Annotated in this window: 15 protein-coding genes; 2 read left to right on the forward strand and 13 right to left on the reverse strand. The window is 55.6% G+C overall.

Going from position 1 to position 26701, the window contains the following annotated elements; genetic code table 11:
• Nucleotides 1-74: 74 nt before the first annotated feature.
• The 3 genes from VNZ60_RS21470 to VNZ60_RS21480 all read right to left on the reverse strand — a co-directional run bounded on the left by VNZ60_RS21470 (nt 75) and on the right by VNZ60_RS21480 (nt 4697).
• Complete coding sequence (locus VNZ60_RS21470; RefSeq protein ID WP_325662808.1) at nt 75-3059, reverse strand: sensor histidine kinase; 2985 nt, start codon at nt 3057-3059, stop codon at nt 75-77.
• A gap of 282 nt (nt 3060-3341) precedes the next feature.
• The gene (locus VNZ60_RS21475; protein ID WP_325662810.1) at nt 3342-4295 is read right to left on the reverse strand and encodes an SAM-dependent methyltransferase; all 954 of its coding nucleotides are present in this window, start codon (nt 4293-4295) and stop codon (nt 3342-3344) included.
• A gap of 108 nt (nt 4296-4403) precedes the next feature.
• Entirely contained in the window at nt 4404-4697 is a 294-nt protein-coding gene (locus VNZ60_RS21480) for a chorismate mutase (RefSeq protein ID WP_325391994.1), read from the reverse strand.
• Between the two features lie 428 nt (nt 4698-5125).
• Here VNZ60_RS21480 and xopJ point away from each other — a divergent pair, with 428 nt between their 5' ends.
• Entirely contained in the window at nt 5126-6169 is a 1044-nt protein-coding gene (xopJ, locus tag VNZ60_RS21485; RefSeq protein WP_325662812.1) for a YopJ family type III secretion system effector XopJ, read from the forward strand.
• A 219-nt stretch (nt 6170-6388) separates the two neighbouring features.
• On the opposite strand, the gene VNZ60_RS21490 is transcribed toward xopJ, so the two are convergent.
• From VNZ60_RS21490 to VNZ60_RS21500, 3 genes are all read right to left on the reverse strand, one after another.
• The gene (locus VNZ60_RS21490; protein ID WP_325662814.1) at nt 6389-7801 is read right to left on the reverse strand and encodes a hypothetical protein; all 1413 of its coding nucleotides are present in this window, start codon (nt 7799-7801) and stop codon (nt 6389-6391) included.
• A 182-nt stretch (nt 7802-7983) separates the two neighbouring features.
• On the reverse strand, nt 7984-8421 hold the full coding sequence (locus VNZ60_RS21495) for a CesT family type III secretion system chaperone (protein WP_325662816.1): 438 nt from the start codon (nt 8419-8421) through the stop codon (nt 7984-7986).
• A 57-nt stretch (nt 8422-8478) separates the two neighbouring features.
• Nucleotides 8479-11163 (reverse strand): hypothetical protein, encoded by a 2685-nt coding sequence (locus tag VNZ60_RS21500; protein WP_325662818.1) that lies wholly within the window; start codon nt 11161-11163, stop codon nt 8479-8481.
• An 812-nt stretch (nt 11164-11975) separates the two neighbouring features.
• On the opposite strand from VNZ60_RS21500, the gene VNZ60_RS21505 reads away from it, so the two are divergent.
• Entirely contained in the window at nt 11976-12818 is an 843-nt protein-coding gene (locus tag VNZ60_RS21505; protein WP_325662820.1) for a response regulator transcription factor, read from the forward strand.
• Nucleotides 12819-12946: 128 nt separating this feature from the next.
• Here the strand turns inward: VNZ60_RS21505 and VNZ60_RS21510 are convergent, their stop codons facing one another.
• The 7 genes from VNZ60_RS21510 to VNZ60_RS21540 form a co-directional block, all read right to left on the reverse strand.
• Nucleotides 12947-13573, reverse strand: coding sequence for a hypothetical protein (locus VNZ60_RS21510; RefSeq protein ID WP_325662822.1), 627 nt, complete (start codon nt 13571-13573; stop codon nt 12947-12949).
• Between the two features lie 895 nt (nt 13574-14468).
• Entirely contained in the window at nt 14469-15548 is a 1080-nt protein-coding gene (locus VNZ60_RS21515; RefSeq protein WP_325662823.1) for an SET domain-containing protein-lysine N-methyltransferase, read from the reverse strand.
• Nucleotides 15549-15574: 26 nt separating this feature from the next.
• Entirely contained in the window at nt 15575-16027 is a 453-nt protein-coding gene (locus VNZ60_RS21520) for a lytic transglycosylase domain-containing protein (protein ID WP_325663027.1), read from the reverse strand.
• Between the two features lie 217 nt (nt 16028-16244).
• Nucleotides 16245-16451, reverse strand: a complete 207-nt coding sequence (locus VNZ60_RS21525) for a hypothetical protein (RefSeq protein WP_325662825.1) — start codon at nt 16449-16451, stop codon at nt 16245-16247.
• The gene (locus VNZ60_RS21530; RefSeq protein ID WP_325662827.1) at nt 16441-16677 is read right to left on the reverse strand and encodes a hypothetical protein; all 237 of its coding nucleotides are present in this window, start codon (nt 16675-16677) and stop codon (nt 16441-16443) included. Before VNZ60_RS21530 ends, VNZ60_RS21525 begins: the two co-directional genes overlap by 11 nt.
• Before the next feature lie 170 nt (nt 16678-16847).
• Nucleotides 16848-21578, reverse strand: a complete 4731-nt coding sequence (locus tag VNZ60_RS21535) for a hypothetical protein (RefSeq protein WP_325662829.1) — start codon at nt 21576-21578, stop codon at nt 16848-16850.
• A gap of 206 nt (nt 21579-21784) precedes the next feature.
• A complete protein-coding gene (locus VNZ60_RS21540) occupies nt 21785-26242 on the reverse strand; it encodes a coiled-coil domain-containing protein (RefSeq protein ID WP_325662831.1) in 4458 nt (1485 codons plus the stop codon).
• Nucleotides 26243-26701 lie beyond the last annotated feature (459 nt).

Below are 26701 nucleotides of genomic sequence, written 5' to 3' on the forward strand. Positions count from 1 at the left end.
GGGAGTAACCAGTTCACATGCAAATTTCACGCCATAGTGGTACGCACCAGATGCATGCAGACTCGCGCCGGCATTTAGCCGCTAATCGGGATAAATACCTTGATTGTGGTGCCGACATTGGGCACGCTGATGATGTCCGCGTCGCCATCGAGCATGCTAGCCCGCTCGCGGATGCCGACCAGGCCGAATGACTTCTTTTTGCGCACGGCGGGATCGAACCCCTTGCCGTTGTCGCACACCTCCAGCAGATAATGCGGATCTCTTCTCTTCAGCCGGATTTCCACCTGGCTCGCTTCCGCATGACGGCCGATATTGGTCAGGGATTCCTGCACAATGCGAAAAATGGTCGTCGCTCGTTTCTCATCCAGGGCGATTGTTTCCTCGCAGACGCGCAACGTACATGGTATGCCGGTGCTTTCTGAAAACTCCTCCACCAGCCATTCCAGCGCCGACACTATCCCCATGTCCAGCGCCCCCGGACGTAACGCGGAGACGATGTCGCGAACCACCTTGATGGTGCCGTCGACCAGCGATACCAGGCGCTGTATTTTTCCTTGCAGCGACGGATTTTTCTCTCCAAACTCCATGCCTACCACTGAAACCCCCATGCGCAGCGCCGACAAATATTGACCTAGTTCGTCGTGAATTTCGCGCGTCAGGTGCTTGCGCTCCTCCTCCCGCGACAATTCAAGCTCATAGGCGCGCTCACGCTCCAATCGCGCCATCAACTGCTGCTTGGCGAGCAGTCTGCGGGCGCGATGGCGCTCTATCAAAAACAGCAGCAGAAGAAGAAGGACACCACAGGCGACATAGACTGTCGTGGTCTTCCACCAAGGGGGGAGGATCACGATCCCGACCTCAGCCGTCGGCGAAAACGCCTGCATGGCGAGATTATCGGCGGCCACCTGGAGGCTATAGTGTCCCGGCGGTAAAGCCGAGTAACGGACTTCGGGGATGGCAGTCTTCGACCAGTCCCGCTCCAGCCCCTTCAATCGGTAACGAAATTGGACTGCCTCGCGATTCTGATACGAAAGTACCGCCAGCTTGAAGTTGAGCGGACCGGTCGTCCATGGCAGGCGAATCGGCTTATCAGCGGCAAGCACCTGACCGTCACCGATCATGCTTGCCACTCGCACTTCCAGGTGTACCGGAGCAAAAAGCGATTCAGGATGCAAAATATGAGAGGCGCCATTGCTGGTTCCCACCCAAATCGAAGCATCGCTATCTTCATACAAAGCGTACTGGTTGCTGTCGTTCCAGACCATGCCGCTTTCCTGATTGAAAAATCGCCATTGCGCGCGATTCCAGACTGCGATTCCGGTATCGGTAGCTAGCCACAGCCAGCCACGCCGGTCTTCAAGCAATGACAGTATTGCCTGGTTTAGCAACGGCGCTGGGGTCGCGTCGCTGATCTCCAGCGCATCGCCCTGCTCCCTGGCACGCCAAAGCCCGCCGCCGCCGGTACCGAACCACAACTCGCCATTGGCCGAGCAGACGATGGACTCCAGCCTGGCAACAGGAGCTGCCGGACTCAGTCGAAGCTTGTGCCAACCGCCACCGTCAAAACGCAACACCCCTTTATTGGAGACAAACCAGAGCGCTCCGGATTTACTTTGACATCCATGAAAAAGCCGGATGTCCTTATTCCCTGTCATTGACGAAAATTCTGTTACTTGCAACGGCACGGCGTTCGCATCGGCTTGCTTGATGACATAGAGCCCACGCCGCGTACATATCCAGAGTTGACCTGAACGATCAAAGAACAATCTCACGATCTTGGGCAGCTTGGCGACGACGACGTCCCGCTTTGCTCCGGGATCGCGGCGCACCAGGAATCCTGAAAGCGAGCTGGCCCAGATACGGCCTTGGCTATCCTGGACCATGCTGTCCCATTGGTGGGACCGACCGCCGTAGCGCCCCGGGAAAATGGAAAAGCGACCGGTTTTCTGTAGCACCGCGGATCCGGAAGCCGTGCCGACATGGAGAGAACCTTCCCGATCACGCAGAAAAGACCATACGACATTGTTGGGCAAGCCTTGTGTTGACGTCCAGTTCTCCCAGTTTGGATAACCCAGCCAGTGAATCAAGCCGTGGCCGAAGGATCCAAGCCAGACTCCGTCGTCGCGGTCGACCAGGATCGAGTTGATGCCGCCGCCGATCGTCAAGCCATTCGATTCGGTAAAGGATTCCCAGCCATTGCCTTGCCACCGAATGATGCCGCTATCCTGCTGGCTTAGAATCCTTCCGCTGGCATCCGCGACAAGAAGCGGAACCCGCCCCGCCTTTTTCTGTTCGTCCTGCGCCGGAGAGCGGTCCAGGAAACCATTCGCGTCCGCCGGCAACGCAAATACATGGCGCTCGCCACGCAGCCACAATGTCCCCTGCCGATCATGGAGCATGGCCACCCAACGCTCGGCAGGCAATCCTTCCTTCTTGCCCAAGACAAGCAGCCTGCCTTGCGCATAATGACAGAGCGATTGGCTGCAACCGATCCACAAATCCCCCTTCGGCCCCACATGGATACTACGAAGGGAATGCATTTCCGGATGCTGCGCCAGTTGCTCGGCGCTAAAAAATGGGTGTGCCTGCCATGTCACTCCCTGGTCCGCCGATTGCACCAGCCACAACTGGTCCTGGCTTAGCGCCAGAAAACGATTCGATCCCAAGGAGGCAAAAACCTGTCCCTTTTCAAACGTGAGCCGTGTGTTCTGAAATTGGGTGAGAACGAAGCGCTGCCCCTGCAACTGATGCAAGCCGTTTGCAGTGCCGGCCCATAAATGGTCATCCGTGTCCACATGCAATGCGGAGATATTAGGGGCGGCAACCCCATCGCCCAGTTCAAACCGTTCGAAGCGCGCGCCGTCGTAGCGGAACAAGCCGTTTTCCGTGCCGATCCAGATATAGCCGCTTCTCTCCTGCACAAGAGCGTTAACAGCCAGATTTCCCAAGCCATCCACTTGTTTGTAATAGCGTAAAGGCAGTTGCTGGCAGATGGCCAGCAACGGGAAGGAAAGCAGCCAGAGCAGTATGATAATTCGAGGGCGACAACGCAAGACCATCACAACTCCGGATTCCCCGTTTTAGGGTGGGCTGCTATCTATTTCGTCTAAAGCATGGAAGCGGCCCATGCGATAAAGGAAACGTCAAGCCAGGTTGCCGTAGCGAGTTGCGACCCCATCCGCTTCTCCGCGAGCAACGGCTGCATTGAAGAGAATGGTCAATCAAATTTCCTTTGATGCAAATCAGGATATTCCTGTTTTCGCGTAGGGATTTCCCTGCGCCTCATTGCGGACAGCGCCACGACCTCAGCCGACCTTCTCAGCCGGTCTTCTCAACATTCGTCAGAACGGCTTCCGCGCGACAACGGTTGGAAACATGCAGCCGCGATCATCAATGAACCGAATCTCGGCAAAACCGGCATCAACCAGTTGCGCCATGGTCTGTGCATGGCTACGAAACGCGCTCCATTTCGCCTCGATGACGCGTACAAACAGAAGATACTGAAGCGATAACGACTCCTGGTCGATTTCCGCCATATTCCACGGAGATTCCGCGGACAGGCTGGGCGGCGGCGTCAGGAAATTGGTGACCAGCGTGCCACCCGGTTTCAGCATGTCGAAGAACGAACCATACAGTGCCGTTACACGGGTATTGTCCGGCTCATAGATATTGAGGCCGTTACTCGTCAACACGTCGATCTCGCCTTTCAGACCCGGAGCCCAGGCGTCCTCGCAACGCAGCGACAGACGGTCGGCCAAGCCGCGTTCTCGCGCCAGTTCCAATGCGCCGTTCAAAGCCTGTTGATCCAGATCTATGCCCACCAGCGTGATATCCGGCTGCTGATCATAGTCAAGCAACAGCAATTCTCCCATCAAGCCGCAGGGGACTGACGCCAGAACAAGCCCTGGCCTGAGCAACGCTTGCAGTTGCTGCCGGAAAATCCCAAAACGTTCCCGGGTTGCCAGTACTGCCGGCAACTTCTCAAATATCCGGTACTCCAAGTCGGACACTGAATCTGCTGACGCCTGTCCTGGACGGTAGGTCACCAATTGGTGTGTCCAATAGGCATTCAGGCCACGATTCTCCAGCAAAAAGCGGCCGAGTTCGAAAGCGGACAATTCATCAAGCAAGCGAATTTGCTGCTCAACTGTGACGCCAGGAAAATCCCCCGCCAAGCTTAGCCTTGACCTGATGGACTCCAGCAGATCGGCATAGCCATTTTGTGGATCAACACCGTGAGAAATCAGTTGATGGCGACTGGTGGCGTCGGCCACGGGTGCATTTGCATTCTTCATTCTTTCCCCATAAGAAAACGTAGCTGGAATTGGCGATCAACCTTGGTAGCATCACGCTAGTCCGGATATCGTCAAGGCGATGACCGGGAAGCGCATTTCCCAGTGCCCTCAGTTGCTAAAACTCCTGGCGGCGATGGCTTGGTGATCGGATACGACTTCATCAATAATGCTACGAAATATTCGCTGTGCAAGAGATGCGTTCACGCCGTATCGGTTTGCCAAAACCTCATATCGCCGCATCTGTTGAGACTCTCGCCCGGGATCGGCCGCACGTAATTTCAGCTGCGCCTTGAGAGATCCAATTTCTGCCGTCACACGGAACCGGGCGGATAACAGCTCGAGGAGTAGTTCATCAATCTTGTCTATCTCATCCCGAAGGAGTTGGAGATCAAAGGCTTCCATAATGGTATTTTCCTATCAACGTATTTCGGATGAGCGGAAAAACACACGATTACTGCCGAAAAGATTATAAGAGAACGCTTTCAGCTTGCATTGCCGTCTCGACACAATCCTTTGCTTCTTTTGCATCGCCAGACTCGGGTCCGAAAACTCCGCCGCGCGCATGAACTCCGACTAGCCGCTCTGCGGACATGTCATTAGGAAAGCGCAGAAAACGTAATGACGGCGCGAGGTCAAATTAATTTTCGGAACTAGCAGCATAGGCTGAACTACTCTCGTGATTTCAAGGAAGCGGACTTCTCGCACCGTCATCATTGCCGGCACCTGGATCACCGCTTGCGTTTGGAGCGCCTCATTTTCGCATCCAACGATGATGCGACAAATATGCAGAATTACTCTTGTGAGGATATTCACGGCATATAGGAGATGCTATGGGATTGTGTATTTCCAAACCGAGAACGGGTGGCGCCGAATATGAGAAAAGCGGCGACAGCGAACGCGCCGCAAGTGAATCGTCGGCCGCGGGCTCGCCGGCTCGTCGTCCGTCCTCGTATCATCTGGAGAATTTGCCAAAGAGAGCGCGTGGTAAAGCAAGGGCACTGGAGGATTCCGTCAAGAATTCGTCCGTCGCAAATACGCATCCTCAGTTGGCCGCCTATGCGGACGCCGTCCTCCGCGCAGCAAGTAGCGATGGGGTGAATCCGGAGATATCTGCGCACGATGTTCAGAATCTTGAAGCGTTGGCGGACACATATAATGCGAGGCATCCCAATCTAAAACTCCAATGCTTTGCCTCCCCCGAAGCGTTCCTCGGAAAGCTCTACACCTCTGGCGAGCCGGCATGGCGCGCATTGTTCCGCTTGAGCAACGAAAAGACTCACCGGATAGCTGCGGATATTAGAACGCATCCTGATGGCGAGAAGACAGTGCTGCTCTTGGAGTCGGCGCTCTCTCACACCTGGGATCAGAACAAAGGGCAGCATGTTTTTATTTCCGGCTTTCAGTCTTTGCAGCGAAATGTTGATACCCACTTCAACAACTGCAAAATGGCCGTCATCGACGTGGAGGCCCAAAAATCGAAGATTGGCTGCATGATGTTCTCGCTCAATTTTGCATTGAACGCTTACCAGAAAGACGATTTTTTTAACAACCTCCATGGCAGGCTAAATGAAAATGGACGCTGCTTTGACGGCCACGAATCGCAAATCATCGGTGAGATGGAGTATATCGAGGGAACCAAGATGCTTCCGGCCGTTTTCTATAAACACGCCCAATCGCGCGGGACGATGGACGAAGTTGTCGCAAACCAACCAGACCTGCGCGACAGGAACGTAAGCAGCAGCCGTTCGAGTCCCCACGAGACTTTGCAGGATCGTGTCCAGAATTTTCGGATCACGCGCGGGGAGCTCTCTTATAGTATGTCGATCGAGGCATCGCGCATGCGAAAAATCAGGAAGGCTATTGAAGATTCTTGACTCGGGACTAACGGTTCGGTCCTTTTAGCAATTGCTGTCTTCGGCCTCAATTGCAGCCCTGGCGGCCTGCTGGAATGGGGTGGGCGGAGACCGGCTCAGTCATTTCCGAGCGTAGGTAGCATATTGAGAAATTTCGACGGCTAGTGCAGAAAACACGGACGGGTGAAAGCCGCGCGGCTCGACACAACGGTGCCGGCGGCAATCCACGATCACCGACCGCTACCGCAAGGTGGCGCCACCTTGCGCGAGATACTGACCCAGGAGGCGGGCAAATTGTCCACCGTCAGTGTTGATCGAGGTCTGGAACCCGCCCCCTGAGCTGAAGACGATTGCGAAGGTATGGGTGTCGCCGTATTCCTGCGTGTTGCGCAGCATGTAGTCGACATGGTTGTCGCGATAATGCTGATTGGTGCCGCCAGGCGTGACGGACGGCACGCCCATCGGCGTCTGCCACCACAGGATCGGGAGTCCATTGCCCAGAGCAGTGCGATAGTCTGAGATCGCGCTTTGCGACTGGTGGAAGGTCGGTGTGGCGATATTGTTTTCGTCCCAATAGAACGGGCCGGTTCGTCCTGCGCATTCCGCTGGAGGCGATGCGACCTCCATGCAGCCTGCGTCTCGGTCGCTGGTCTGGGCAACGATGAAATCCGCCAGATGTGCTCCGACCGCGTGCATTTCGGCGCCAATCGCGGTCGGGGAGCCAGCCCAGAACGAAGGCGGAAATCCGAGCAATGCGTTGGGCGCGATCTTCCTGCCCATCTGCACCAGGCACTGGCCGATGCCGGCGGCGGTATTCGGCAGCCCGCTGCATTCCGCCTGGTTGCTTACGACGGCTGGCATCTGCGCTGGATCATGCCCCGGCGCCTGCCCCCATACAAAGCCCCAGAAATCCGGTTCCAGATTGATCAGAACGGGTGCATTGAGCGCGGCAATGCGTTGATACATTAACCGAGCCTGTCCCCAGTAGTTGTTCATGAACGTCGCATCGTTGATTCCGCTCAAGTTGCCGCCACCGTTCTGGGCCATCTGATAAAACGTGAACATCGGGGTTGCGCCGTAGGCCTGGACAGCCTGCGCGGTATATGTGATGTACGCGCCGTCAGGACTGTTCCAAGTAGGCCACGCGCCCGCGCCGACGCCCACCAGGTAGGTATCGACGATATCCGGATGAACGCTCTGGCTTTGCATTTGCGCCAACGAATTGCCCGCGCCAAGTCCGACCAGCACCCGAGAAGGTTTGCCGAGTTTGGCCACCAAAGTGGCGGTCGCCGGGGCAGCTGAAGTGCTTCCCGATGTGCTTCCCGATGTGCTTCCCGATGTACTACCTGATGTACTACCTGATGTGCCACCTGATGTACTACCTGATGTACTACCTGATGTACTACCTGATGTGTTGCCACCTTGAGTGCCATCGGTTCCGCCACCGCAACCGAAGAGGAGGAATGCGAGCAGTAGTGCAGCAGTGTGTCGAAAGCGAAATACCGTCATCCAAAACCCCTTGAAATATTTGTGTCGAAGGATTTGCGCTGTATTACCTGGCATGATCTTCATCGGCTTTGACACGTAGAGCACGAACCATGCCTGCTTTTTCAACAAAGCCAGACGCCCCGCTTCGCCCAACAGGTGACGCAAGCATCGACCCGGCTTCGCAGTACGATAGTTGGATGCCTTATTTTGTCCAGAAAGTGACGTAAAGCATCCCTCCATGTCCTGAACAGTTACAGAAAATGTACATGCTCCCTGACTGTTGACATCCTCGAAAAACTACCGACTTGGCCCCCACAGTCGCATTTATGTCTCGCTCTGAGTAGTGGTCAGGTGCAGCCACTTGCCAGCATTGATTGCCTGCCTTCATTCAGATAGTAAGTCTTGCGCCACTCCTTCGAATGCGCCGCATGCTCTGACAAGGTATTCATCAGATCAAGTGCCGATATCTGTCCAATAGGAATACGCCGCGCCAGCAGAACATGCCGGGTTTCGAAGTTGATCGTAAATACTGGTGTATTCACACCATGCATAGACAAATTTATTTCCAATAGGCGTTCTAGTACATCGGCACGATTTTTTGCCGGCAGCGCACCAAAATCGCAGTACATGGCCAGGCCTTCTTCTTGTTCAGTGCTACCGTCAATCAAAGTGAAATTGACGCCGTCGACGGTCAGATCGGCAGTCGTATAAAACAACTTCGGATCCGCGATTTTTGCGATCGCACATACTTCATCTATCAGTTTCCGATAATTTTCGGATGCCATATATTTCTCCAGTTCTGTTGCAGGAAGTTATCGATCGTCCACGAATACAATCCGGCTTCAACGCGGCTTCGGAATCAGCGGCAGCGGCGATTCGCGGATATCATGCGCTACGTATTGCCCGCTCGTGTCATCGGAGATGTTTAGAGCCCTATCAGGTTGTGCCCTTTCATTTTTCATTTGCGCCAACTCTTTCTGCTTGCCCTCGGCTTTCTCGAACGCCGCCCTCGCCTTTGAAGCTGCAATTCCGTCCCGCGGCATAAAGGCCATTCCCTTGAAACCCAGCTTCAGCGCATCCAGACAATAAGTGGACAGCGATTTGATGCTGACACCGACATAGGGATACGCTCCCTGTGCGGTCGCTTCACGAATTTTGCGGCGCTCGTCCAGTTTATTGTTTTGATAAACGGTTTCCGATATGGACGATGTCGGTCCAGAGGCGACCTGCCCCCACAATTTGCCCAGCGGCTTGGTTTTGGCGTTCGCAACCTGGTATGCGGCAGCGACATTGACCAGCACCGCGCTCATGGTGACGCCTAAGGAGAGGTATCGCTCCCAGAGAGGTTCATGGTAGGTCGGGTCGTAGGTCTTTTTCTGAGCACTGACCAAGCCCAGCAAGGAGTTGATCATCAATGAGCCGTTTATGCCTGCGACCCCCAATTGGAATGCGCGCCAGGACGCCGCACCATAAGTCGCCGAGACCTCATCCGGCAAGCCGCTGCGTGTGTTGCCGGCCTTGACGAATCCCACCTTGAATTCCGGTGAGAGCTCGAACAAATTCGTGTGTTCCGTGACTTGCATGCCATCATGGACGGTGCGTTTGTTATCGTTGTAATCGGAAACCTCTGTAAACCGTCCCTCGCGTACGTGCTGAGGATCGTGGCGGGTCGACTCCCAGGCAGAGACAAGCGTATCGAATTTGCTCTTCTGGCTATCCGGCAAACTGCCGGAGGCCGTCTCGATCTTATTGCTCAATTGTTGCAGCTGCGCTTGCTCCTCATCACTCAATGGCGGTTGCTTGTCCGCCTGAGCTTGAAGGCTGGTGTACTTCTTGAAAACGCCGACATCGATCTTTAACTTGCCGGCAATGACCGCATGCAATTCGTCCGCGCGTTCATAATTCCGAACGGCCATCGCGGACGCCAATTCGATCTCGAACGCTTGCACCTCGGCCTGCGCGGCAGCTCCTAAGGATGCAAAAGCAGTGCTCCTGATGTCGCTCACGGCTGCTAGCCGCGCCGGGTATTCAGCGCGATCCTTAAGCGTCACGTGAGTCCGCCATTCGTTCGGTCCGTTGGCACCCAAATTCAATGTATCTGCAATCTGTTGTTCCAGTTCCCGGACCTGCCCCGTGAATATCTGATCCAGTGTCTTTACCCGTATTTGCAACGGGCTGCGCATGAGTTCCTTGAATTTTCCCGGATCATCCGCCGTCAGCATTTTCAGATCGATCATCAGATTCTGCTTGTCTACCTCGTCGGATGGCGCGACCAGCCGCTGCAACACCAATTGCGAGACGGACGTCGCTATCTGGATCCCGGCCGCGACGCGGGGATCCTTCGCAATATAGCCGCCCCACCCAGCCAAAAGATTGCCGTAGAATTTCAGTGTCTGCAAACATGACTGCCGTTGCAGCCCTTCGAAATAGACACGATTGAGCTGGCAGCGCGTAGTGTAATGATTGATGGCGTGATCAAGTGTCTTTGCAACTTCATCTACGGCGTGATTCGCCGCTTCCCTGAGCTCATGATTATCCGGATCTGCGACGGACCGTGTTAACAGCTCCTGCAGTCTGGGAGATTCATCCTGCACATGTTGCAGCACCTGTTTCAATTCCGTTTCGATCTTGTCGAATGTCGGGGTATTCAATTCCGGAGCAATATCGGCCGCGTTTCGAAACGCCATATCCTGATACGGTGTTACGTGCAGCAAGGTATAGGTATTTATCAGGCTGCTGACGGTGGAAGCCGCCATCACGCTGCCAAAGTAGCCCGCTGCCAGGTTCCGCGCAGGAACCGGCGCCTTGCCATGCGCCTTAAAGGTAAAAATTGTAGGCAGCAGGGACAGTATCGAGGCAGGAGCATTGCGCCAGGAATACGCTTTCCCGCCTTCCCTGAACCCTGCGTCCATAGTTTTCTGGTCCAGATTCAGCATCGTGTGAAAGCATTGTTTTGCCTGAGTCCAGTCACCTGTTTTAAGCGCCTGCGCCCGAGCTTCGACGAATGCCTGGACATGTTCCGGATTCAGTACAACCCGGTCCTCATCGATAAAGGCCTTGCTATGCGCCATCAAGTCTCGATGCAGCTCGTGCTCGCTCGGCATATCGATCACCGTGGCATTCCCGGCTTCACCGAGCGGGCTTATACGAGATGAAGCGTTTTCCGCGGTAATTTCTTCATGGTGAATCGCGGCATGCGGACCGATTGAATGGGAACTTGAAGCGATATCTTGCGTGTGTTGCGGCAACACCTTAGTAGTGTGAATCGCGACAGGCGGTTTTAATCTGTTCGCAGACAACCGCGGTCGTTGCGATGTCGTCGCGCTATCCGATTCCCCCGTACCTGAACTGCCGGCAACGTCTGTGGTCGAATTGCGCAATGACCCCAGAACTCTCAACGCAGCGCTTGGCTCACTCGACGAACGTCGCACGGAACGAAGGTCTGCTTCGTCACCTGCGCCAGATCGCTCATGTGATACCACATCATCGGCAGCCGCCGATTTGCTCGTGGATGGAGGGATATGCATAATGGCTTTCGTTTTTTTTCGACGATTGCAGATTACTGGTTTGACATGATCCCTGTTATTGCGCCGCGAAACACAGTGCGTTCTTACGAAATTTTTCGCAAACCGTAAAGAATTCTCATCATCGCCACGGCAATAGTCATCTGGGGTCAGAGTCAACTTTCGCATTGCTTCATCGCGAAACTTGACTCTGACCCCACATGACGGATTCGGAGAAAGACAGAGCGCATTCCGCGGTCTTGTTCTTTCTTCACGATGAGGCAGGCACTCCGTGGCCCGCTAAGTGGGGTCAGAGTGAAGTTTCTGCAAAAAGCGCGCAGAAAGTTCACTCTGACCCCAGTTAGCTGCGTTTGTCAGGCGCAACCGGGCAAGGACATTGTCATGTTTTATGAAACTCTCAATAGATAGAATATTCATCTCATCGGTTCATCGTTTCGCGCAAATCGCCGACGAACGGTTGAGATACCGCCACCCCTTACGCTATCGAGGCGACTGCCCGGTTGCCGTAATCATTCACACAACAATGAAGGAAATGCCTACCTTCAATTCAGGAAGGTCTGATTGAAATTGCATTGGAATCTGGCAATTATGCAAAAACGGAAAGCGTATTCAATACGCATTAATACGAATCAGAGTTGGCGCTTGAATAATTAGCACGGAAAAAATTTTGCACTGCATGCATCATCTTTCGCACGAAATGGTACTCACTGAGAGAAAACAACTTTGTTCCAGAACACGGCTTTCACAATAAACGGTCGTGGCGCGGGAAGAAAAGGAACAGATGTTCGATAGATCATCCGACGTCCGATGCCGGTTTGCCTGCATCGGAAAATTTCAGAAATGCTCAATCACCGTTTCAAGGTGATTCCGATAGAGGATTAGGCATGCGATTTGCAATTTTGACTGACGATTCAGTTTTAGCGCAGAAACTAGCGAAATATTTCGAGAAGTATTCAATCACCATAGACGCTTACTGTACTGAGCTGCTGATACTGCGTGCGATGCGCACAATCACCTATGACCTAGTGCTGCTTGACGCCAAGAGCACCGTCGGACTGGCCAGCAGCTTGCTTTCATGGCGAAGCTGCAACGCTGATTTTTATACCCCGGCGATCATATTAACCTCGCTCCTGACATGGAACGTGATGCAGGATTGGATCGAAGCCGGCGCGCACGACGTCGTAAGCCGCGCAGACATTGATCAGATCGGGCTGAGGGTATGTGTTGCCCTGAGGCGCCTGGCGCATTGCACCCGGGTTGACAGGATACAGATTGGCGATTACGTCTTGAATCGCGGCAGCGACATGGTTACCTGCGGCGGCATTGACGTCATTCTCACTCCGCGCGAATTCTCTATCGCATGGCTGCTCTTCTCCAATCCGGGAAAATTCCTGAGCCGGTCACAGATCACTACAAGCGTCTGGGGAAATTCCGAAGAGGTTGCAGCCCGCTCGCTGGAACAGCATATTTATAAGCTGCGCAAGAAATTGGGCCTATCGTCTACCGCTGCCGGCGCCAGCTTGAGAACGGTGTACGCGCTAGGCTACAAACTAGAGATATCTCCAGACCTGCGGCAAACTGAAAAATCCGCTCCAGGACAACTTCCGGCGACGGTTCTGGCAGAGGGTGAGGATAGAGCGATGTTTGTAACTCCCTGACAGCCTGATCAGGTCGCATCAGCTCCGCGCGCGATCCCGTATATTTATCCATTTCTCCCACAGCCGATAGTGTGCGGCTGAATCGTTGCTGCTTATCTTGGCACCCTTGGAAAAGCCGGATGGGCCAATTATCTATAGCTGCCGATCCGCTGATTGACCTTGCCGAGCAGCGCTTGCGCGTCATTGAAGAGCGACATGCTTAGTGGGGCTTGCTTGACGATACTTTCCAGATCTTGCGCAATCGCGCTGGCTTGTTTGAGTTGAGTTGCCAATGCAAGAATCTGCTGCCGGGTTGCTGCACCAGGGGCCGCTCTATCGCTATCGCGCAGATTCTTGATTTCGCTGCGGGTTACCTGCATGAATTGCTGTATTTTCCCTAAATCATGCGGCGCAGATCGATTGTTTTCGATCAAGCCATGCAGCGATTGCAGATTGGTTGTCAGGCTGGCGCGTTTATCATGCAGAGTCTGAAGATTGTTTTTTTTGCTGGTGAAAAACCCCAACTCAGGCATCGACAGCTTTTGCGCTACACCGCTATTCGTACGTCGGAACATGATTGGCGCATCCCGGTACTGCAAATGCAGTTGCTTGAATTCGGCTGGCGTACCGCCAAAAGGTATCGGCGGTGCCGGCCGCGACGGTGTTGCCAGCCCTTGAGCACGTGCCTGTTGCACCGACAGTTTCGGCACGGCGGCGCGGCGTGCCGGTGCGGCCGCCGCATGCGTGGGGCCTGGGGATTTTTTCAGTTCTTGCAAAAGCGTATGCAAATCGGCGACGGGCTCCGGTTTTGACTGAACCGGGGAGTGTTTCAACGCTTCAAACCGTGCAAACAATTCTGCCTGGGAGGGCACAGGGCCGCCTTTCAATGCCTGAAACCGGGTAAGTATCTCGGGGCTCAGTCCGCTACTCTCGGCCAGCCCGGCACCAGCGTCAGGCCGAACCGGCCGCGACTGAACGGCGACGGGCTCCGGTTTTGACCGAACCGAGGAGTGTTTCAACGCTTCAAACCGCGCAAACAATTCTGCCTGGGAGGGTACAGGGCCGCCTTTCAATGCCTGAAACCGGGTAAGTATCTCGGGGCTCAGTCCGCTACTCTCGGCCAGCCCGGCACGCCCAGCGCCAGACTGAGTCGGCCGCGACTGAACGGAGCGGCCGGCGAGATGAATTGCATGCCTTGCGGTGCTCGTGCTGTCGCTTTTGTGTCCATTCACCCGCTTCGCCAGAACATTCAATAAGGGGTGACTTTTCCGAGCCGGTTTCTCGCCGGCAGGCGGAGCTTGCGGTTTTACATGCTGCGTGACACCGGGTGACAGGAATCCGGGGAGACCGAATTTCGGAAGCTTCATGATGCGCACCTTGGAAATGTTTGATGCCATTGTAGAAGCTGTCCGGGCGCATCCGATCCGTTACGCGAAATTCCGGTATGGATAGCGAAGTTCCTGTTTGTCGGAAGTTACCGCTGCCGGACCAACTTCCAGACTGAGGCTGGGCTGGGTTATTGCCGATAGAGATTGCGGCCGGCGCCCAGCGCGCAGGTCTAGCTCACGGCCTTGCCCTTTTCCTGAGCGCCTGCTGGCGCCGGCAAACCATTTGATCATCCGGCACATTCTGGTTTGCCGGCAAGCGGCACTGAACCAAGACGTGACAGGCTTACAGCCGCTTTCCGAAAACCTGGCGAACCATGTCATCGGAATATCTATAGTTCCATCTGAGTTCAACCCCGGCGGGAATATCGCGGGTGGCAAAAAACGCACGGATCGAAAATTTTCCACCGATATCCGACTCGACGTCAAAAACCACCGGCTCGGCATTGTAAGCGTCGGGCGATTGCCTGGCGCAACAGCCGGATTCATCATATTCGAGCGAAGTGTTCATCATCGCCAGGATATTTTCGCCATCCAGGAACGAGACTGCGGTACCACTGATCGACGAAATCGCAAACGAGTCGGAACGCAACATGAAATACGTTGCAGGCGTCATCAGACGGCCGCCGTAAACCCCGACGCACTCGCCTTTTTGCAGCGGACGGATCGCAAAAACGCCTCTTTCGCCGACCAGGCTCGATTCCCTTGGGTCCTGCAGGTCGCCGGCTTCGATGAGCCGGCATTGAAGCATCGAATGATAATGCGCCATTCTCGCTTGCGCAGTTGCCAGCGGGTCAATCAACGGCCAGACTGCATCGGGTGAATATACTTCCCCCGACGCCGTGGGCTGCGATTGCCATATTTTTCGAATCATCACAGGTCGGGATTCGGCGTCGCGGAAAGGATATCTGCCGTCCAACTCGGGAGAATACGGCAGGCGCTCGATTGCGCAGTGTGCTTGCAACATATGGAATTCCTTGAGCAGCCGGTGTGCCCCGTAGCGTACCAGCAACCACATTTCGCAAGCTCTCTCAAGTTCGGCGTTACCGCTGAAATTGTCTATGATGTCGCAGCGGATGCTGTTCCCGTCGTCAGTCAATTCTCCTTCAACCTGGGCGCCCGCCTCCCAGCTGACGTCAACACCGGCAGCTTGCAGCGCCGCGCGCATTGCCGGCGTGAGTATCCCTTGGATTTCGCCGCGCAGAGCTGGCACCATTTCGAACAGAAACTCATGCTGTTCCGCCAGGTTGGAAAATTCATCAACATCATTCAGGCGCAGATGGATGTATTCGCGCAGTTTTCTGCATTCGGTCGCGATCCGTGATGCGCGTACGCTGTTTTCACTAATTGAAATTACAGCACTCATAACAATTCTCCTTGCCTCTTTTTGAACTACGGTTTCACGTTTAATTTTTGAGCGGCTGCCCGGCGTTGATCCGCGGCAGCTGGCGGGATTTCACCCCAGGCGGCGACGATGCGCTGGATACGCTGCGCATATGCGTCACGTTCCGGCAGCGTCTCCGAATGATAGGCGCCGACCGCCTTCCAGCTGTTGCCGTATTTGCTCACCATCCGTCGCAGATGCCAGGCCGCGATGTAAACGTTCTGGCAAGGTTGCAGCAAGGTCTGCCGGTGCACGCCGTACCTGGCGAGTTCGGCCAGATGAATCGAGTTGATCTGCATGACGCCATAGTCGGTAGAGCCATTCGCGTTGACGTGAATCGCGTCGGCCCTGTTATGCGATTCTTGCCAGGCAATTGCCCGCAGTATGGTCGGATTCACGTTATGGTAAAGCGCCGCGTCGTCGAAGCAATCGGCGCGTGCGACGTCAGTCGGCAGCAGCATCGACGCCAGAGCGGACAAGACGATCCAGCCGATGCGGCAAGCAGCACAATTTTTTTTTATTTTCACTATTGGTCTACGCTGTCATGTACTTAGATGAAAACTGAAATGGGGGCATAAAAAAGCAGGTGACGCGTTCTTCGGTATCACGACACGGTCGATGTGCGGATTCCGAAGACTGACGCGATCGCTATCGCGCCCGGTCACCTGCTGGCCCAGCTCAGATGGCGATCTTGCCATCGACGTTTTTGCTTCTCAAGCGATCTCTCAGCCGATTCTTCAGCCGATGGCTATGCTCGATCAACAGCACGCGATCGTCGCCAGCACCGCATTTCGGCAACTCTACTTCGAAGCACGCCGTTTCGTCGAAGATCGAAGTGAATTCAACCTGGCGATACGGCCTCAAATGGATGCTGTCAAAACGCATCTGGATCCTCGGCCTTAAGATCCGCATTTACTTCTTTCGCTTGCTGTATCGATTTCTGCATGAGAGAGATAGCGAAGTTAACTATCAAAGCATTCAGCTCGTCCTGATTCTGATTCTGGGTACTGGAATCATCTTTCTTTTTCTTTCCAGTTTCGTCAGGTTTGTGCGTAGTATCAGGTTGGTGCGTCGTATGTGTCGGACTATTACTTACGGAATGGTGAGCCATATAAATCTCCAATAGTTAGCAGGAACTCAAAGATCGCAGATTGACGCCGCGGCCGGCATGCAAGCACGAATGCAGGGACCGCAAAACGAAACTGAAAGCGCTGCCCGGCATTGCCTGGATATTCGACATTTTTCTTAAAGGGAAAAAACCTGAAAATGCACATGACCGCATCATGCTTTTTGCTTTCCTGGCGCTGTCATATCGTCCGCCGGCACAGCGGGACTGCCGCCTAGCGCTGCGAATTTATCCACCAAGGCTTGTTCCCACACCATGTAGGAAGAGGTTTGCGCAAACCCCTTGAGTTTGGCCAGCAACTGGTCGACAGTGTTTTTCTCTGCCTTGCCAGCCGACAGGTGGCTGCTGCCATCCGCCTTGGTCGCCAGCTTGTACTGGCGGTCGCCGGCATAGGCAGCACGGTGCAACACATGCAAGAGATTGCCAGCGCTATGCCCCTCGCCGCTGACATCCATTTTCAGCGCCGTATGCTTGCCGTCCTGGTTGCGAATCGCATAAAACCCATCGTCGCCGACGCCTATCATTACGGCCGGCTCTGCATGTAGCGACACTTTGTCGTAGGTCTTGTTTATGTCGACTCGGCTATCCATGTCAATTTCATGTCCGGCCTCGGCCCCGCCCCTGATCCTGACCATGCTGATTGGCTTGCGCAACATGCTGGCGGCGGTCCAGGCCAGCATTTCGCCCGGCATGCCGCCGGTGGCCGTCAAGATCTGCTCGGAACGGTCAGGGAAGGCCGCAGAAATATCGGCTGCCTGTTTTCGGACGGCAGCCTTTTGCTCCACTTCACGGACGCCGGTTGGCGTTTCGTAGTAGCCGTTCAACAGCCGGAAATGCTCGTGATGGATATTCTTGGTCGCGTCATCCAGATGCGCAACGATGGGATCGCCGCGCAAGATCGCGGCATGGATCGCGTCCTTGGTGGTACGCGGCGAGAAATCCGAGGTATAGGGATGCCGCCAGCGCGCATGCTGGGTGCTCGGCTCAGAACTTTCGAGAGGCTTGCCAAGAAAATAGTTTTTGGTCGGCGCGACATAGACGGCTTGCCCGCTTTTGGCATCGTAAGTGTGGAAATGCCCGGATTCAGGATGAACCATTGAGGCGCCGTCATCGGCTTCAGTCAATTTTCCCTCAAGAAAATCGCAATATCTTTTTTCCAGTTTCCCGGTATCGATGCTATCCATGTACACCACCTGGCCGATGTCTTTTTTCAGATCCTGCGATTCGCCGGGCTGGAGTTGCGGTTTAGGCGGCGACTTGTCGACATGCCGGATGCTGTACAGGGCGCCTGGCAAGACAATCACTTCGGCTTGTCCCAGATCGGATTCAGCAGAAATATTCAGCGCCGTTTGCTGACGCATCACCAGCCGTTGATTTTGTGCTTTTGGCGCAGCGCCAAAGCCAAGCGCTTGCCCGAATGCCGCTGCCAGGCGGCTCGACATCGAGGCCGACAATATTTCAGTCAGCGTGGCCACGTCGCCAGTGGCAACATGCCAATCAGGGGTATCTGCGGTTTTGCGCTCTACGTAGGGAGCTTCGGTAACCACGGCACGCTGCACGATGGCGGGAAATTTTTTTGAATGCAATGCGCCCAGATTGATATGGATCGCCTCGATCGGGTCGAAATGCTCTTCACCGCCCATCCGATGACTCTCTGACGGACCCTCGGTATTGCCCGGCTTGTTCATGATGTTGTAGACAAAGTCGATGCCCGGCACTACCGGCTGATGCTTGGCCTGCCCGGTGCTTTCCCAGCGCAGCGGATAATGAAAATACTGCGATTCGATGGTGTAGTCGCGCACTGCCTGCATGATGTTTTTCTGCAGCTCGTGGGACAGCTCCGGCTTGGAGCTACGCATGGAATCAAGTCCCGGCCCTTTCAACATCGCTTCGTGCGTCGGCAAAGCATAGGCTTGCGCGTTCCAGCTCCAGGTGGTGAGCGTCTTGGGAATCTTTGCCGAATCGCTCAGGCCGAACGGCGCTGCGGTGGCGCCCGCGGGATGGGCCTTGCCGTCGAAGCTGAGGTTAACCGGATAGGCGCTGTAGCCCGGCGTGTCCTTGGTCGCCTGTTGCATATACAGCGTGTGATCCTGGTCCAGCCGGGCCATGTAGGCGGCCGACTTCGGCGGCAATTGACTACGATTGTTTTGCACCGGCTGCGCCGTCGGCGTATTGCCAGGCCCTGGCTGGCTGCTGCTGGAAGCTCCCTGCGCGGTCAGGTTGGCAACCATCTCAGTCATCGTCTGCTCCAGTTGCTCCAGATATTCCTGTTGCTGCTGCGGCTCCAACTGGTGAAACTCGATAGCGTCCTGTACCGCCTTGATTTCGCCGTCTATCCGTCCTTTTGGCTTGAGCATGATGCGGTTGCTCCACTGCTTGACTTGTTCGAGGCTGTCGGTAACGGAAAAAACAGCGTCGCGAATCTTTTTGATGTCGCCAAAATGGGCTCCCATCCGGTCGCCGGCGGCCGCGACGTCGTTGGCAAAGCCAAGCAGCACTGAAATGGCGTTATTGAAGCCGCGTTCGCGCTCGATCTGGCCGTCATAGGCGCTGGCATTGCGTCCCACGATGCCCAGACTATTGAGCACCGTTGCCACGATGGGCAACACCAGCTTGTCCAGGCTGCGGGTTGCCAGGCGCGTCACGATAGCTTCGCGATAGTCGGCGACAACCGTATCCGGATTGAATTTCGTCGAATTATAGGTATTGCCCAGCGAGCGGAACGTAACGTCGTTGATGAAGCGCACTATCGCTCTTGCACTGTGCGCAGCCGGATGGTTTTCTTCTTCGCCGACACGATTTTTCCACAACTGGTCGATGCCGGCATTGACCAGCGAGGCGGCCAGCAGCCCGGCGACGTCTGCCTTGCTGCCACGGTTGAAGCCGAAACCTTTCTGCACCAGGAGATTGCTGACCAGGCGGGTGAACTCTGGAATGGCAGGCACCAGCAAATCATTCAGCAGAACGGAGGCCTTGGTTTCGCGGTCTTTGCTCTGCGCCGGAACAAATTTGCTGACGAAAGAAAAGACATGGGTCAGCGCTTCTTGCACCACGACCATCGACGTGATCGCACAAAACAACACTTCGGGGCTGACGCTTTGTCCGCCAGCCGCACTGAAGCCGTGCGAACCGCCCGCAATGGCGCCATTCGGCGAGTGTTTGTAGAATTTGAGCGCATCGTTGAGTCCGACCACAACGGCGGCGGTGACAAACGATTTGGTCGCCAGGTTCAAGGTATACGTGACTGCCCCCCTGCCGCCGGCCAGCGTCGGCGCCATGGTTGCCGCTCCTAGCATCAGTTTGGCCAATGATTGCCCATGTCCGGCCAGCACCTCGGTTGCAGCGGTCGCAGCGTCGGCTACGGTGTCGCCGGTAAACCGCCTGATGCCACCGGCGGCAGACGCCAATGCGGCGGCTGGCGGGCCTTTCAGCAAAGGCCCGGCCTTGAGCTTGTCGCCGGTGGACAAGATCAATTCCGAATCGGGAAAACCATCCTTGCTGCCGGTCTTGCCGGTATCGCGGCCTTGATACGAATAGAGGTCGACATCAACCCGTGCGTGCACTGTCTCATCCAGGCCAAACGCCCTGCCCGACGCATGGCCTGACAGCGCCGGCTGCGGGTTGATGAGCGACATCTTGATGCCGTTGTCGCCGAGCACAAGCCGGTGCACGGCCTCATCTTCCGTGGTGATATGCAGCGTGACATCAGCACGTGGCGCGGGGCCGCGTTCCAGATCGGCCCAACTGCGCAGCTTGGCGCCCTTGACGCCCATCTCCTGCCCGGCCGGCCCCATCACTTCGATGTGTTTGATACCTTGAATGTCGGCCAGCACCGCGCCATCCATATTGACCGAAGTCGGATGGCCGGCTTCGTTCTTGCCGGGGGTTACCTGCTTTTCTTTCTTGAAGATCAGCAAATGGTTTTCAATCTTGTTGTGATCCATATAGATGGGGAAAAACCCGTCCCCATCGCGCGTCCCGACGCCGTGCGGCATGGCATGCTCGGCATTGGCCCAAGTGCTTCTGCGCGGCAGCGGCGAAGGATTCGGCGGCAGCAGCATGAACTTGTCGTCGGATTCCTTGCTGTCCCTGCGAGCCGACAGCGGCGAACGCTCGGATAGAGTCATGATTGCGCTGCGCAAGGGCGTTTCCATTTCGGTGGCCGCAGCCTTTCCCTTGCCTTTGACGGCAGCACCCGGCGCTGCGTTGATTTCATCCAGCGCGAGATCCAGTTCTTCCAGTTTGACAGGCCGGCCGCCATAGCCCACCACAAATAAGCGCTGCTCGGTCCCGGTATTACTAACGCGCACGGTGTCAGCCACCACTTTCAGCCTTTCCATCACGGTGAACCGGCCGTCCCTTGCCGGGATCATCAGCACGCCGGCGGCATCATTGAGGCTGCGCAAATCCCGTCCGGCAGAGGCGGATGGCGAGAACACTGCCTGATGCTTGCTCATGAATTGATCAAACCTGGCCTGCGTGACGCTGTGATCGCTTTTCTCCTGATCCAGTGCGGTGGGCATTGCATCCGGGACAGCAGCAGCGGCAGCAGGAGCGGCCGCAGACCTGATAAAGATGGAGCTGGTGAAGATCGAGCCGGCGAAATTGGCGATCGAATGGTAGGCGGCGTCAAGCGCCTGGCCACTCTGCGCGACGGCGTTCCAGCCACCGCTTGAAAGCGCCCTCAGGTGGCTGCGCGGCGCCAGGGAGGAGATAGCCGTGACACTGCGCTGGAGATAGCTGGCCGGCAAACCGGTTGCGCTTGACGCTGATTCGGATGAACGCTCACGGGCTCTGCCCGCTCCGCTCTCAGATTGCGCTTCGGCATGGCTGGGGGTAGTTTGGATCAGCAAAGGCGCTGGCGAACTGATTCGATCGATGGTCATGAGTAAAGTGAAGACGTGGCTTTTGGTCACGACCCCAGACATAGTTAATCGGATTGATTAACTCTAGCTTCAGGCGCCACGTACCCACGGTGATCGCAACGAAGGCAGTTATCTTCCAGCGAAACTACATGCCGCCCGCATGCGGGCCGACCTGGTGAGTAAGCCTCGGGATAATATGTGCCGGCGCCCGACCAATCTCAATTCAGCTACGCTAGAGGAAATTGCGCCGCGGTGCGTTGTCCATCAACCGTAGCGACACTTTGCACTCGCAATCCATAGTTGAGGCCAAGATTTGTTGCCTCCTTGCCCTTTTCCCGGACGATCAGCATTAACGGACGCCACGTAGCCGGTTGCTGCAAAACGGCATCAGCCAGTTTTACTTTTTCGTTCACTCGGCCCGCATCGCCAAGCATTTCAGCCAGCTCGCCGACCAGCCGAGCGCCATCGATGCGTGCGGATGCCTGGGGCCGCATTGAGTAATTGACGTTGAACTGGCAATACTTGCCCTCTGCTTCCAAGGCCACGATATCCTTTTCAAACTGGGCAAGCAGTCTCTGAGCCTCAGCGCGATTCTCCGGCGTGTCCTTGGTTCCGTTCACTTCCGGCAGCGTCTCCAAGGCACGCGCGCACCACTGGTCACGGTTTGCGGAAATTTCCGCCAGCATCTCCTTGGCGCCGAAGTAGTGCCGGTCAAGGTCGCCATCCTGCTTGTCATTGATGCGGAACGGCGACAATCCATGTTTCTGCAGGTGCTGGGCAAACTCCCTTTCAAACGAGAAGTCAATGGGCAGACTGCCTCCGCCCAATGCACCTCTCTTATCAGGCGACGAGGGACTTGCATCTGCATTGTGCGGTACCGATAAGGGAAGTGCGTGTGTATCGTGCGGTAGCGGCAAGGACAGGGTTTTTGCATTACGCGGTAGCGGCAACTGCACATCCAGTGAAGCGCTGAAAGTCTGCTTGCCCGTGCTTGATTTGTCGGCCACCACATATACCGCTGCTTTGTCTTCCGTCCGGTATTCAAACGCCCTTTGTGCTTTCGCCTTGGTGGTCAATATCGCACCAAGGCCGTATTCAGCGCCACGGCTGTCTGGCTTGGTTTGAAGCCGGGCCCCGGCGCTTGCTCTTGCCTCGCCCTGGGTTGCGACAGATCCGGCGTCAAATCCGGTAACCACCGCGTCCGGCAGTCGAGAAAGAATGGCCTCCATCGGCCCAGAGAAACCTGCGTCGCTTTTAGTGGGTTTCAGGTCCTTCCACAACACAGTGGATTCCCATGTTTTCAGCATATTCTGACGCTGAGCCTCATCCTGGCCTCGTGCACGTAGAAAACGTACTACAGTGCCATTCATCTTCATGCGCTCGTGAGTCGCAGCAATCGTCGCCGTTCCCCCGGCATAGAGGTGCTTGCCACGCGTCTTGCCGACTGCAACACCCATACTGCCTTCCGTGGTTTTGGTCTTGCTTTCACCCACCATCATCTCGAATCCAAGAATGGGCTGGAAGAATTGAACAAAGGCTTCCTGTTTCTGAGAGTAGCCGGCAGTTAGCAAAGGGGTGACAATCTTGGGCGATATATAAGGCAGTAGCGGCAGGCCTAGTCCCAGAGTCCCGCCATTTGATGTCTTTAATTTATTGCGCAGTCCCCATTGCGCGAACATCGGCCTGTAAAACTTGACCAGGTCCTGGTTATCGTCGAGGCGCAATTTCTGCCCCTGCCCGTAACGTGAAATGTGGGAAAGGCGGAAATTATCCTGAACCTCTGATGCGTCCAAACCAAGCCCGCCAACGATAGAATCAATCTGTTGCGGACTCAAGTGTTCGGCATTCTTTTGCAGAAATTGCTCTGACACATCGCGCAGGACGGATTCTGCGCTGACGCCGATATTGGCTTTACGCCGCAAAGGAAGGGAGCTGCTGCTGCGCGCCATGGCATTGGCTTCGGCGGCATGTTCCTCCAATGGCTCAGGCAGAGCTTGCTGCTTCGCCGTTGTGCCGGCGGCGGCTGTTGGCAGCGCTTGATTGAAGCGTTTTCTGATCGCATCGAAATCCGCCGGCGTCAATGCGCGAAGCTCGCTGAAGTTTTCCCTTATGTGATCGCATAAAACCGTCACAGCCAGGCAATGCATCTGTCCATCGCCGTTTAGGGCGCTCGCCGGCAAGCTTTTGGCAGCTTCACCTAGTGACGAAGCTGCCGCCGAGATCGCGGCGGCGACCTTGCTCGCATGCGTCGTAATGCCGAAACGCTCGGCCATTGCTGCCGTATTTGTCAGAGCGTGAGATGTAAACGGTGTTTTTGCGCGGGACGGAGTGAGTCCCCGCAACAGGCCTTCGCCATAGCGGCCCAGCCTGCGTTGCATCCATTCTTCGCCGACTTTGCGCAACTCCTTGTCGCGAGCATCGTAGGGCGAGCCAGGCTCATTGCTGACATAGCCGTTTCGAACCGCATTGTAAGCGCCCAGCTGGCGCTCGCCGAACCGTTCAGACAAATGCTGGTCCGGGTCGGCCTCGGTATTCAGGTGCAACCTTTCCGCAGCTACCAATTTGGCGTCGTTTAGCCACGCCATGACCGGCGCAGATTTTGACTCGGAAATTGTCTTGTCGGCTTGCCAATACACCCGCAACGCAACCAGCTGTTTGCTGGCAAGGACTTCACCAGCGTTATTGCCTAGCGATTGCAATACTTCGATTCCTCGCGGCATGCCGGCCATCAGATGGAATAACGCCTTGATGTCGGCCGAGGTTTGCCCCGCCGATGAGCTGGACGCTCCTGCGCCATCTTCCCGCATGACCATGGACAAGGTGGGGCGTGCCCTCAACTCCCGCAACAGCACGATGGCGCGTTGGGCGTCACCGCCGCTCACGATCGCCAAGGCATACGAAAGGCTCTCGGCAGTATCCGTCTTCGGCAGCGCGTCGGCTGCTGGATTCGCCGGTATCGCATTGATTGCGATATTCAATTCCCGGCTTAAAGCCCGAAGCGATTCCGAGGCTCCGAAGCCTGGCGGGTGCAGCAGCAATTTGCCGACTGACTCTGCGCTCACATCATCCGATATTGAGTGAATCTTCTGGTTCTCGGTGGTCGCGACGCCAAGCCGTTCCTCAACATCAACCTTGGCTGAGGCAAGCGCTTCCTGTGCTTTTCCAGCCCCCTGGATGCCCGTCTGTGCGGTGTGAAGGCCGCGCATCACCACATCCAGTTGTCCAAGAACCCGTTCCGCCTCGCCAACCATGTGCTCGACACGCTCTTCCGCAGAGGTGACCAGGGTTCCGATTTCTGCAATCAAGCCGTTAAGGACCTGTTCCAGCTGGCCGAAATGGGCGCACTCAGCCCGGATCGAGCTCAGCTCATCGGCATTGGCCTCAGGCTGCCCGGAAATAGCCGTCAAACGTTGTTGTAAAGTGTTTTTATGTCCAACTACCAAGCTTAGGTCGTTCTTGAGGGAGGCCTGAGTATGCTGTTGCACGGTGCATTCGGTTTGCACCAATTGCAGGTTTTCACATATCTGCTGATGCGCCTCTACCAGCGCTCCAAGAGCAGGTTCCAGGCTGGCCTTGTCAGTCTCGCATTGCTTGAGCAGTTCCTGAGAAATATCGCTTAGCCGGCCCAATTCCGCTTGAGTAAAGTCCAGGTGCTTGACAGTGATGTCTGACGCCAGCACGGCTCCAGCTATGTCATTTACCTCACTGGGCGTCACCAGTGCATGCAGGCGTGAGGCTGCATGCAACATCCTTTTTTCAGCTTGCGAGCTTGCGTCTGCCGCAATTTGTTCGCTCTGCAGCAATGGCGCCAAGCGCCTGCTGTGGGACGATTGTTGCAATCGACATTGCTGAAGCTGCGCTTCCAGGCGCTCGGCTTCATGTCTCAGGCTTGCCACCTCCATCCGTTGCGGGGAAAAGCTTGGCGCGTGCTGCGCGGCCATCACCCGGTTTTGGATGTTGTCTATGTCCTGCCCTGCTTTTTCACTCAAAGGGGTCAGCATGGCAATCTTCTCTTCGAGCGCTTCACGCTGCGCCGTCAATTGCTGATGCTCACTTGCCAGCTCTTGCCAATCCGTGCGTGCCGCCTGGTATTCCTGCCCAAGTCCCTGCAAGTTTTGCGCTAAACGGGTTTTGATGGATTCGGCTTCGCCAGTCGTCAACATACTTGAAGAATTGGATCGCTTCAAGGGCTTTGCCTGGAGCGTCTGCATTTTCGGCACTGCATGCGGTTGCAGCAGTGGGAAGCATTCGACCAATTTTTCCCAGGCGGTAGTCGCGCCACCCGGTCTGTCCGACAGGCTGTGGGATGGTTGCGTCAGACGTTGCTGCAAGGACTTCGCTTGCTGGGCAATGTCATCAAACTTGCTTGGAATATCCTGAGGTTCAGATGGGGAAGCTTGCTCGGCATTCTTATTGAGCTGACTTCTGGACGGGCGTTCCAATGCCACAGAAGTGCCAGGTAAAGGCCCGCCAACGCTAATTGGCCGCGCCGCGATTGTCTTGACCCCCGCACGATAACCGCTACGGATGCTTTTTATCGGCGCGAAGAAAGAACTCGACGAATTCTTCCTGGTCCTGGAGTTTTTCTCGCCCGCCGCATCTGTCGTCGCTACTTTATCCGGCGAGACGGGAGATTCGGTCGTTATGGGAACTGATTTCCGTGTAATGAAAGTGAATCCAGGCATCCCCACCCCCTCCAATTTATCAAACTTGTCAGCATGCGCGGCACACGCAGCGCTCTTTTCCAACTCCTTGTGGAAAACATAGCTTCATGCAACCGACCTATCTTCTGATGTGCGAAAAACATGCTCAACGTGCGAAGCAATTGGCATGCGCTGCAGCTTCGAACCTCGCCTCGTGCGTGACGTGGCGCTGCGCTGAAAGAGTCATCTGGGGTCAGAGTCAACTTTCGCAGTGCTTCATCGCGAAACTTGACTCTGACCCTACATGACGGATTCGGAGAAAGGCAGAGCGCACCAGGTGGTCTTGTACTTCATCAGCGATGAGACAGTACTCCGTAGCCCGCTAAGTGGGGTCAGAGTGAAGTTTCTGCAAAAAGCGCGCAGAAAATTCACTCTGATCCCAGTTAGCTGCGTTTGTTAAGCGCATACCGGGCAAGGAGATTGAAATGGGAAGGCTTCGTA

This window comes from Collimonas sp. (assembly GCF_035566375.1).
In the GTDB taxonomy this organism is placed as follows: Bacteria; Pseudomonadota; Gammaproteobacteria; order Burkholderiales; family Burkholderiaceae_D; genus Collimonas.